The sequence below is a fragment of the Methylibium sp. genome (assembly GCF_031393925.1).
Classification (GTDB): domain Bacteria; phylum Pseudomonadota; class Gammaproteobacteria; order Burkholderiales; family Burkholderiaceae_C; genus Methylibium.
On record NZ_JANMWL010000193.1, the window covers coordinates 46,324 to 56,741 of the forward strand.

The window sequence follows — 10,418 nt, forward strand, 5'->3', positions numbered from 1 at the left end:
TTCGAGCATTCATGAAACGACTTTTTTGCCTGCTGTTCGCACTGACCAGCACCTTCGCCACCACCACCGCCCAGGCGCAGGCGCCGCAACCGCCCGAGATCGCGGCGCGCTCCTACCTGCTGTTCGACGTCACCACCAACCAGGCGCTGGCGACCAAGGACGCCGACTTGTCCGTCGAGCCGGCTTCGCTCACCAAGCTGATGACCGCCTACCTGGTGTTCCAGGCCCTCAAGGACAAGAAGCTCACGCTGGAGCAGACGCTGCCGGTTTCCGAGCGCGCCTGGCGCACCGGCATGACCGGGGCCTCGCGCAGCTTTCTGCCGCTCAACAGCCAAGTGACGGTCGACGACCTGCTCAAGGGCGAGATCGTGCAAAGCGGCAATGACGCGACCGTGGTGCTGGCCGAAGGCGTGGGCGGCAGCTACGACCAGTTCGTCGCCATGATGAACCGCCAGGCTCAGGCCTTCGGCCTCAAGGGCACGAGCTTCAAGAATCCCGAAGGGCTCACCGCGGCGGGGCATGTGAGTACCGCGCGAGACTTGGCGGTGATCGCTACGCGGCTGGTGCAGGACTTTCCCGAGTACCTGCGTTATTCCGCGATGAAGGAATTCACCTACAACAAGATCAAGCAGCAGAACCGCAACCTGCTGCTCTACCGCGATCCGAGCGTCGACGGCCTGAAGACCGGCTTCACCGACGCGGCCGGCTATTGCCTCATCGCCACCGCCAAGCGCGATCTGCCGAGCGGCCAGCGCCGACTGCTCAGCGTGGTGCTCGGTGCCGCGTCATCGGACGCGCGCGCCAACGAAAGCCAGAAGCTGCTGAACTGGGGCTACACCGCGTTCGACGCAGTCAAGCTGTTCGACGCCAACCAGGCGATCGTCACGCCTGAAGTCTGGAAGGGCGTCAGCAAGACCACCAAGCTGGGCAGCGCCGCGGCCGTCTACGTGACGGTGCCCAAGGGCCAGGGCGACCAGCTCAAGACCGACATCGCGCGCACCGACCCGCTGGTGGCCCCGCTCGCCAAGGGTCAGGTGGTCGGCAGCATCAAGGTCAGCGCCTCAGGCGCACTGGTGGCTGAAGTGCCGCTGGCGGTGCTCGAGCCGGTCGAGCAGGCCGGGCTGCTGGGGCGGGCATGGGATTCGCTGCGGCTGTGGATCAAGTGAACGCTTGCGGGCAGCGACCGACCGGCCTACGCTCAGACCCACGATGAACATGCTGCCGACTGCCACCGCCGAAACGCTCTGCTATCTCAATGGCGAGTACTTGCGCATTGCCGACGCCAAGGTGAGCGTGCTCGACCGCGGCTTCCTCTTCGGCGACGGCGTCTACGAGGTGGTGCCGGTCTACGCGCAGCGGCTGTTCCGTTTCGACGAGCACATGGCGCGGCTGGAGCGCAGCCTGGGCAAGCTGCGCATTGCGAACCCGCACACCGCCGAGCAGTGGCTGGTGCGCATGCGTCGTCTGGTGGCGGCGCAGCACGATCACAGCGGTGCTGCCGACCAGCTCGTCTACCTGCAGGTCACGCGCGGCGTGGCGGTGCGCGACCATGTGATGCCGAGCGACATCGTGCCGACGGTGTTCATGATGGCCACGCCACTCAAGCCGGCCACGGCTGAACAGCGCCACGGCGGCGTGGCCTGCGTGAGCGCACGCGACTTTCGTTGGGAGCGCGGCGACATCAAGTGCATCTCGCTGCTCGGCAACGTGCTGGCGCGGCAGATTTCGGCCGATCACGCGGCGGTGGAGACCGTCATGTTTCGCGACGGCTTCCTCACCGAAGCCGCAGCCTCCAACGTGTGGCTGGTCAAGGACGGCGCCTTGATCGGGCCGCCCACGAGCGAGCATGTGCTCGAGGGCATCCGCTTCGAGTTGCTGCGAGAGCTGTGCGAAGACGTGGGCATCGGCTACAGCCTGCGTCCCATCAGCGAAGGCGAAGTGGCCGCCGCCGACGAGCTGCTGCTGAGTTCGGCCACCAAGGAGGTACTGGCGGTCACCCGGCTCGACGGCGAAGCGGTCGGTCACGGCACGCTGCGCGGCAAGCCCGGGCCGGTCTATGCGCGGCTGTACCAGGCTTACCAGCGCGCCAAGCAAAGCGAGTCGGTCTAACGCGTCTTGATGCGACCGGTCGAGACCTCATCTGCGTCGATGCCCCGCCCCGTCATGCCGACCGCCCCAGAACCCGCCGAGCGCTCGCTGATCGAGTACCCGAGCGCCTTTCCCATCAAGGTGCTGGGTGCCAATGTCGACGGCTTTGCCGAGGCCATCGTGGCCATCGCGCGGGCGTTCGATCCCTCCTTCGACGCCGCCACGCTCGAGGTGCGGCCCAGCAAGGGCAACAACTACCTGGGCCTCACCGTCACCGTCACCGCCACCAGCCGCGAGCAGCTCGACGAGCTTTACCGCACGTTGAGCACGCACCCGCTGGTCAAGTTCGTGCTGTAGTCGGCATGCTGCTGCGCCGGCTGGGCCGAGCCGACTTTGTCGCGACCGTGGCCGACATGCGCGCCTTCACCGAATCGCGCGGTGCCGACACGCCCGACGAGCTGTGGCTCTGCGAGCACCTGCCGGTGTTCACGCAAGGCGTGGCCGGCAAGGCCGAGCATGTGCTCGACGCCGGCGACATCGCGGTGGTGGCCACCAACCGCGGCGGGCAGGTCACCTATCACGGGCCGGGTCAGGTGGTGGCGTATCCGCTGGTCGATCTGCGCCGGCTCGGACTGCACGTGAAAGAGTATGTTTTTCAGTTGGAGCGCGCGCTCATCAAGACGCTCGAAGGCTATGGCGTCACCGGTCAGCGCGTGACCGGTGCGCCCGGCGTCTATGTGAACCTGGCCGACCCGCTCGGCCACGCCGCGCTGCCGTCGCCGCGCCGTCCTCATGATCCGTGGCGGGGCATTGGCAAGATCGCCGCGCTTGGCATCAAGGTGTCGCGGCATTGCGCGTACCACGGTGTCGCGCTCAATGTGGCGATGGACTTGCGCCCCTTTGGCCGCATCAACCCCTGCGGCTACCGGGGTCTCGCGACGGTGGACCTTTCTACAATCGGCATCACCCCGTCCTGGGACGACGCGGCTGCGCGCCTCGGCGCCCATCTCACCAGCCTACTGAGCCCTCGATGACGACCGACTCCGCTGCCTACGACGCGACAGCCAAGCAAAAGGCGCACGCCAAGACGGCACGCATCCCGATCAAGGTGGTGCCTGCCGAGGTGCTGAAGAAGCCCGATTGGATCCGCGTCAAGGCCGGCTCGCCGACCACGCGCTTCTACGAGATCAAGCAGATCCTGCGCGAGCACAAACTGCACACCGTGTGCGAGGAAGCCTCGTGTCCCAATATCGGCGAGTGCTTCGGCAAAGGCACGGCCACCTTCATGATCATGGGCGACAAATGCACGCGGCGTTGCCCGTTCTGCGATGTCGGCCATGGGCGCCCCGACCCGCTCGACGCCGACGAGCCGCTGAACCTGGCCAAGACCGTTGCCGCGCTCGGGCTCAAGTACGTGGTGATCACGAGCGTGGACCGCGATGACCTGCGCGACGGCGGTGCCGCTCATTTCGTGGCCTGCATCGAAAAAGTCCGTGAGTTGTCGCCCGCCACGCGCATCGAGATCCTGACGCCCGATTTCCGCGGCCGCACGGACCGCGCACTCGAGATCCTCGAGACCGCGCCGCCTGACGTGATGAACCACAACCTCGAGACCGTGCCGCGCCTGTACCGGCAAGTGCGGCCGGGTTCGGACTATCAGGTCTCGCTGGATTTGCTCGAGCGCTTCAAAGTGCTGGCCCCCCGCGTGCCGACCAAGAGCGGCCTGATGGTGGGCCTGGGCGAGACCGATGAAGAAATCCTTGCCGTCATGCGCGACATGCGTCGGCACGGCATCGACATGCTCACGCTCGGCCAGTACCTTGCGCCGAGTGGGCACCATCTGCCAGTGCGCCGCTACGTCCACCCCGACACCTTCCGGATGTTCGAGCGCGAAGCGCAGGCGATGGGCTTTGGCCATGCCGCCGTAGGCGCACTAGTGCGCTCGAGCTACCACGCCGATCAGCAGGCGCACGCTGCCGGCGTGGCGGTCGCGCTTTAGTTGAAGCGAGGTTGGTCGAGCGCTCCGCAAGCGCCGCCGAGCGGTGAAAGCGCTGATACGCCGTTCAGGTCTCGGCAAGCAACTTGTCGATCAAGGCATGTAGCTCGGCAAAGTCGGGCTCGCCGACGTAGCGCTTGACGATGTCGCCGCGCTTGTTGATCAGCACACTGGTCGGCGTGAGCTGCACATTGCCGAAGCTGCGCGCGATGAGGCCATCGTGGTCCATGGCAACGCGAAACGGCAGGCGACGCGTCTCGGCAAAGTTGATCACGTACGCCGGCGGGTCATAGCTCATCGCGACCGCCAGGGTCTCGTAGCCGCGCGCCTTGAACATGTCATGCGTCGCCGCGATCTGCGGCATTTCCTTGATGCAGGTGCTGCAGCTGGTCGCCCAGAAATTCACCAGCACGACCTGGCCGCGCCATTGGTCGGTGCGGTGTTTGGAACCGTCGAGCAGCGTGTACGCAACACTGGGCGCCGCGTCGGTTCGTGTCAGCATCACGCCGGCAACACCGATTGCCAAAACCGTGACTGCGGAGGCAACATAAGCGATGAGTTTCATGGGGAATTTTCAATGAATCGACGCGATTTTACGAGCCAGGTCAGTGCCGCCATGGCGCTGTGGGTTTGGGCCGCCCAGGCCCAGGCGCTCTCTCTGAGCGACGCCGATGCGAGTGCGGGCCTGAAGGCCGCGCTCGATCATGGCGCGGCTGCGGCGGTGGCGCTGCTGGGCCGCACCGATGGCTTCCTTGGCAACCCGAAGGTACGCATCCCCCTGCCCGGCGGACTGGAAAGTGCTGCCAAGTTGTTGCGCGGTCTCGGTCAGGGGCAAAAGGTCGATGACCTCGTGACCGCGATGAATCGCGCCGCCGAGGCGGCCGTGCCCGAAGCCAAACCGCTGCTCGGCAATGCCGTCAAGCAGATGACCGTGACCGATGCCAAGAAAATTCTGGGCGGCGGCGACACCTCCGTCACGCAGTTCTTTGCCGAAAAAACTCGCCTGCCGTTGGGCGATAAATTCCTGCCGATCGTGACCCGTGCCACCGAGAAGGTGGCGCTCGCTGACAAGTACAACGCCGTCGCGGGCAAGGCGGCTGGCTTCGGGTTGGTCAAGAAGGAAGACGCCAATGTGCAGAAGTACGTCACCGGCAAGGCGCTCGATGGCCTCTTCCTGATCATCGGCGAAGAGGAGCGAAAGATTCGTCAGGACCCCGTGGCCACGGGCAGCGCAATCTTGAAGAAGGTGTTCGGCGCTTTTTGATCGACACGCGGCGCACTCGTTGCCCGGCCCCGGGCGCCGGCGCAGCTCAACCCAGCGCGCCGCTTGCAAGCACCGAAGCGATCCGCGGCTCGTCCCAGGCGAGTCAATCGACAAGCACTTCGCGGCAATGCTGGCCCAGCAGCGGGGGCGGATGACGGGTCCGTGTCGGCGTTGCTGACAGCTTGAGCGGACTGGCCACCAGGCGCAGCGCGTCGTCGAGCGGATGCGACAACGTCTCGATCATTTCTCGTGCCTTCACCTGCGGGTCGGCGAAGACTTGCTCCAGGGAGTTGATCGGCCCGCCGGGAACCTGGGCGGCTTCGAGCGTGGCCAGCCAATCGGCGCGGCTGCGCTCGCGCATCACCGTCGAGAGTCGAGCTACCAGGCTCGAGCGATGGCACACCCGGTCCGCATTGCGGGCAAAACGCGGCTCGGCAGCCATGGACGCCACACCGGCCGCGGCGCAAAAGCGCGCGAACTGCGCGTCGTTGCCGACGGCCAAAATCACTTGCCCGTCGGCCACCTCGAACACCTGATACGGCACGTATCGTCTGGTGCGCGTTGCCGGCGCGACCCGGCACGTCGCCGCTGACGAGGTAGCTGGCGCCCAGATTGGCAAGCATCGCCACCTACGTGTCGATCAGCGACATGTCGAGATACTGGTCGAGGCCGCGCCGAAAGCCAAGCACGTCGCGATGGCGCAGCTCCGCCAGGATGCCCAGGGTGGCGTAGAGCCCCGTGAACAGGTCGGCCACCGCAACACCGACCTTCTGGTGCCCGCCGCCGGGCAGATCGTCACGCTCGCCGGTCACGCTCATCAGACCGCCGAGCCCCTGCACCGCGTAGTCGTAGCCGGCACGCTCGCGATACGGGCCGGTCTGCCCGTAGCCGGTGATCGAGCAATAGACGAGTTGCGGGTTCAACACTGCCAGGCTCGCGTGGTCCAGCCCGTAGCGGGCCATGTCGCCGACCTTGAAGTTTTCGACCAGCACGTCGGCGTGCTGAGCCAGCACTCGCACCAGTGCCTGGCCTTCGCCGTGCGCCAGGTCGATCGTGATCGAGCGTTTGTTGCGGTTCGCGCCGAGGAAGTAGGCCGATTCGGCGCTGTCGGCGCCCACTGCATCGCGCAGCAAAGGAGGGCCCCATCCGCGGGTGTCGTCTCCTACGCCTGGGCGTTCGACCTTGACGACATCGGCACCCAGGTCGCCGAGCACCTGGGTGCACCAGGGCCCGGCGAGCACGCGCGACAGATCAAGCACGCGCATGCCGACGAGCGATGACGCAGTGGCATCAATGGCAGGGTTCATCGGACGACTCTGCGGCCGCGGCTTGCCGGCGGACAATTGCGACATGTTGATTGCTCGATTCGTGTGCTTCGGCGTCGTCACCGCCACCGTACTTGGCGGCTGTGCTCCGACGCTAGACTGGCGCGAGGTGCGACTCGACGGCGAGCGTTTGGTGATGCTGTTCCCATGCAAGCCCGAGCGCCACTCGCGGCGCGTCCCGATGGCAGGCGGCGAGGCAACGGTCGATGTGCTCGGATGCAGTGCCGACGGCACCACATGGGGGTTGACCACCGCCGACGTCGGCGATTTGTCCCGGGTCGCTTTGGCACTCGAAGAGCTGCGTACCGCGCGGTCGCGCAATCTGGACGGGCGCGAAAGGCAGCTTCGGCCCGTCAAGCTGCAAGGCATGAAGCCGGCGGGCATAGCGCTGCGCTTCGAAGTGAGCGGGCAACGTCCGGACGGCAAGGCGGTTGCGGAGCAATCGGTGGTTTTCTCTAGTGCAACCCGCGTGTTTCACGCCGCGGCATTGGGCGGTACGCCATCGCAAGATGCGCTCGAGACTTTCTTCGGCGGCCTCCGTTTGCGGCCGTGAGGCGCCGTCATGTCGGCCTCAGCGCCGCAAGCCGCGTTCAAGAGAGCGCCTGCAGCCCGCAAAAATGGACAGCACCGATCTCATAATCATCACAAGATGGCCGGTTTGTTCATCATTGCTCACGCCCCGTTCGCCTCCGCGCTGAAGGCGGCTGCCGGGCATGCGTTCCCGGAGGCCGCGTCGCGCGTCGAGGCGCTTGACGTGACGCCGCAGCTCACGCCCGAGGAGATCGAGGCGCAGGCGCGCATCCTTCTGGAAAAGGCGCTGTCCGTGCCCGGACGGCGCGAGGCGTTGATCCTGACGGATGTCTTTGGGGCCACGCCCAACAACGTGGCGCAACGCCTGGCCGATGGCGTCCGCGTGAAGATCGTGACCGGTGCCAATGTGCCGATGCTTTGGCGCACCATCAATTACGCCGACGAACCGTTGGATCTGCTCGTGTCGCGTGCTTTGGCCGGTGCGACCCAGGGCGTGATGCAAGTGGCACCGGCCAGGCCGCAGACCCAGACCCAGAGACCGGGAGGGCGAGCCGACGATGATCTCAACGCGCATCAGCATCAGCAATAAGCTGGGTTTGCACGCACGCGCGTCTGCAAAGCTGACGAAGCTTGCGGGCACCTATTCCTGCGATATTTTCCTGAGCCGCGGTTCTCGGCGAGTCAACGCCAAGAGCATCATGGGCGTGATGATGCTGGCCGCAGGTGTTGGTGTCGAAATCGAGGTCGAAACGGTGGGCGAACGCGAACGCGAGGCGATGGACGCCTTACTCGCCTTGATCGCTGATAAGTTCGGAGAAGGCGAATAGACGCTCACGAGTCGCCTCCGCTCGGACTGATTCGCACATGGCCGCGAAGTCCTTCGCGTGCTCGCCGATGCGCGTCAGTGTTGTTGCGCCCGCAACGTCGGATAGTGTGTCGGACAGGCGGCGCCCCAGCTCGGCAGCGCCTTGACCGTGGGCGAGCGCCCCATCCTGCGGCTGATTTGCGCATGCCGCCGCTAGGCTAGGATCGTTCGATGAGCTTTCAAGTGTTCGGTCTGGCCATTTCTCGCGGCGTGGCGATCGGTCGTGCGGTGTTGGTGGCGTCGAGTCGCGTCGACGTCGCTCACTACTTCATCGAGCCCTCCCGGATTGAATCCGAAGTGCAGCGTCTTGGCATGGCGCGCGACGCCGTCGCTGCCGAGCTCGGCGGACTTCAACGTGACCTTCCGAGCGACGCGCCGACGGAGCTGTCCGCACTGCTCGACGTGCATCTGATGCTGCTGCACGATGACACATTGGCGGGGGCGACCGCGCAGTGGATTCGAGATCGGCACTACAACGCGGAGTGGGCGCTTTCGGCGCAGCTCGAGGTGCTTGCGAGGCAGTTCGACGAAATGGAAAACGACTACCTGCGAGAGCGCAAGGCCGATCTCGAGCAGGTCGTCGAGCGCTTGTTGCGCGTGCTGGCACAGCAGCAAGGACATGCGACGCCCTCGCCCGGCGTCGATGCCCGCGATTTCGCGGGAGAAGACCCGCTGGTTTTGGTGGCCAACGACATCGCGCCGGCCGACATGCTGCAGTTCAAGCGCAGTGTGTTCACTGGCTTCGTCACCGATGTGGGTGGCAAGACTTCGCACACGGCCATCGTTGCCCGAGGCCTCGATATTCCTGCTGTGGTGGGCGCGCGCGAGGCAAGTCGGATCATCCGGCAAGATGATTGGATCGTGATCGACGGCGACACGGGCGTTGTCATCATTGATCCCCCACCGATCGTGCTGGAGGAGTACCGTTTCAGGCAGCGACAGAGCGAACTCGAGCGAGCCCGCCTGACGCGACTGCGTCGCACGCCGGCCGTGACGCTCGACGGTCAGCGCGTCGAGCTGCTCGCCAACATCGAGTTGCCCGGCGATGCGGCCGCGGTGCTCGAGGCTGGCGCGGTTGGCGTCGGACTGTTCCGTAGCGAATTCCTTTTCATGAATCGCCGGGGCGACCTTCCGGGCGAAGACGAGCAATACGAAGCCTACCGAGCGGTCGTAAAAGCGATGAATGGATTGCCCGTGACGATCCGCACCGTGGACATTGGGGCGGACAAGCCTCTCGATCGGATGTCGACTCATGAGCTGCGCCACGAGCACGTACTGAACCCGGCGCTCGGACTGCGAGCGATTCGATGGAGTCTTTCGGAACCCAGCATGTTCCGGCAACAACTACGGGCCGTCTTGCGCGCCAGCGCGCACGGCCCGGTCCGATTGCTTGTACCGATGCTCGCGCATGTTTCCGAGATTCGCGGAACGCTTGAGGCATTGGCGCGCGCAAGACAGCAGCTTCGTGATGCCGGTCGGGAGCACGCACACGTCCCGCTCGGCGCGATGATCGAAGTGCCCGCTGCGGCCTTGATGATTGAGCGTTTTTTGGACGACTTCGACTTCGTGTCCATCGGCACCAACGATCTCATTCAGTACACCTTGGCGATCGACCGCGCCGATGAGTCGGTGGCGCATCTCTACGATCCTTGGCATCCTGCAGTGCTGGAGCTGATTGCCCGCACCATCCGAAAAACACATGCGCGCGGTAAAGTTGCTAGCGTCTGCGGCGAGATGGCGGGAGACCCCGCTTTCACTCCGACATTGCTGGCCATGGGGCTGCGCAGTTTTTCGATGCAACCCGCGCAGATCTCCACCGTCAAGCAGCAGGTTCTTCGCTTCGACGCCAGAAAGACACTGGCGGCGATCGAACATCCCCAAGCAGGCTCGGCATGAGGGTCTTGCGTCATCGTTATTGCTTGTGCTACAGTCGATCTCTTCGCGACACGCTGCTGGTCTTTGTCAACACGACAGAGCAAGCCGCGAGCACTGCGAGAAAATTGGATTGCTTGACAAGGATTAGTAATCAAGTCATAATCGATCCTCTGTGCTGAGAACGATTTTTCAGTACTGGCCGCAAGGCGCGCTCTTTAACAAATAACAGCCGATAAGCGTGGGCGTTAAGAGGCGAGTGCCAAGAGTTTCGTAGGTAACTATGAAATTCGAGGTCTACTGGACCTTAAACGCTCACTGAAGTGAAGTTCACTTCAATTCTTTGAGTAATTTATCAAGATCGAACTGAAGAGTTTGATCCTGGCTCAGATTGAACGCTGGCGGCATGCCTTACACATGCAAGTCGAACGGCAGCACGGGAGCAATCCTGGTGGCGAGTGGCGAACGGGTGAGTAA

The 10,418-nt window shown here is 64.6% G+C and carries 11 protein-coding genes, 1 rRNA gene and 1 pseudogene; 11 read left to right on the plus strand and 2 right to left on the minus strand.

The genetic code is table 11. The features are described 5' to 3' along the window. Positions 1-11 precede the first annotated feature (11 nt). From RMO12_RS10775 to lipA, 5 genes are read left to right on the plus strand one after another with little or no spacing between them, the layout of a single operon-like run. Complete coding sequence (locus RMO12_RS10775; RefSeq protein WP_309626268.1) at positions 12-1,166, plus strand: D-alanyl-D-alanine carboxypeptidase family protein; 1,155 nt, start codon at positions 12-14, stop codon at positions 1,164-1,166. A gap of 43 nt (positions 1,167-1,209) precedes the next feature. Further along, positions 1,210-2,109, plus strand: coding sequence for an aminotransferase class IV (locus tag RMO12_RS10780; protein ID WP_309626269.1), 900 nt, complete (start codon positions 1,210-1,212; stop codon positions 2,107-2,109). A 54-nt stretch (positions 2,110-2,163) separates the two neighbouring features. Further along, positions 2,164-2,445: a DUF493 family protein gene (locus tag RMO12_RS10785; RefSeq protein ID WP_309626270.1), complete on the plus strand. Its 282-nt coding sequence runs from the start codon at positions 2,164-2,166 to the stop codon at positions 2,443-2,445. Positions 2,446-2,450: 5 nt separating this feature from the next. Beyond that, entirely contained in the window at positions 2,451-3,122 is a 672-nt protein-coding gene (gene lipB / locus RMO12_RS10790) for a lipoyl(octanoyl) transferase LipB (RefSeq protein WP_309626271.1), read from the plus strand. Further along, the gene (gene lipA / locus RMO12_RS10795; protein ID WP_309626272.1) at positions 3,119-4,087 is read left to right on the plus strand and encodes a lipoyl synthase; all 969 of its coding nucleotides are present in this window, start codon (positions 3,119-3,121) and stop codon (positions 4,085-4,087) included. The genes lipB and lipA overlap by 4 nt, the downstream gene beginning before the upstream one ends. A 64-nt stretch (positions 4,088-4,151) precedes the next feature. On the opposite strand, the gene RMO12_RS10800 is transcribed toward lipA, so the two are convergent. After that, on the minus strand, positions 4,152-4,649 hold the full coding sequence (locus tag RMO12_RS10800; protein ID WP_405029662.1) for a peroxiredoxin family protein: 498 nt from the start codon (positions 4,647-4,649) through the stop codon (positions 4,152-4,154). A gap of 12 nt (positions 4,650-4,661) precedes the next feature. Here RMO12_RS10800 and RMO12_RS10805 point away from each other — a divergent pair, with 12 nt between their 5' ends. After that, on the plus strand, positions 4,662-5,348 hold the full coding sequence (locus RMO12_RS10805) for a DUF4197 domain-containing protein (protein WP_309626273.1): 687 nt from the start codon (positions 4,662-4,664) through the stop codon (positions 5,346-5,348). Positions 5,349-5,451: 103 nt separating this feature from the next. Here RMO12_RS10805 and RMO12_RS10810 read toward each other — a convergent pair. Further along, a pseudogene (locus RMO12_RS10810) lies at positions 5,452-6,655 on the minus strand (CaiB/BaiF CoA transferase family protein). Between the two features lie 43 nt (positions 6,656-6,698). Between RMO12_RS10810 and RMO12_RS10815 the strand changes: the two are divergent. From RMO12_RS10815 to RMO12_RS10835, 5 genes are all read left to right on the plus strand, one after another. Continuing rightward, positions 6,699-7,226 carry a hypothetical protein gene (locus RMO12_RS10815; RefSeq protein WP_309639283.1) on the plus strand — a complete coding sequence of 176 codons (528 nt, stop codon included), beginning with the start codon at positions 6,699-6,701 and terminating at the stop codon, positions 7,224-7,226. 96 nt (positions 7,227-7,322) lie between these two features. Continuing rightward, positions 7,323-7,793: a PTS fructose transporter subunit IIA gene (locus RMO12_RS10820; protein ID WP_309626274.1), complete on the plus strand. Its 471-nt coding sequence runs from the start codon at positions 7,323-7,325 to the stop codon at positions 7,791-7,793. Beyond that, entirely contained in the window at positions 7,762-8,031 is a 270-nt protein-coding gene (locus RMO12_RS10825) for an HPr family phosphocarrier protein (protein ID WP_309626275.1), read from the plus strand. Before RMO12_RS10820 ends, RMO12_RS10825 begins: the two co-directional genes overlap by 32 nt. 209 nt (positions 8,032-8,240) lie before the next feature. Beyond that, entirely contained in the window at positions 8,241-9,965 is a 1,725-nt protein-coding gene (gene ptsP / locus RMO12_RS10830) for a phosphoenolpyruvate--protein phosphotransferase (RefSeq protein ID WP_309639284.1), read from the plus strand. Between the two features lie 339 nt (positions 9,966-10,304). Then, positions 10,305-10,418, plus strand: a 16S ribosomal RNA gene (locus RMO12_RS10835); the annotation flags it as partial.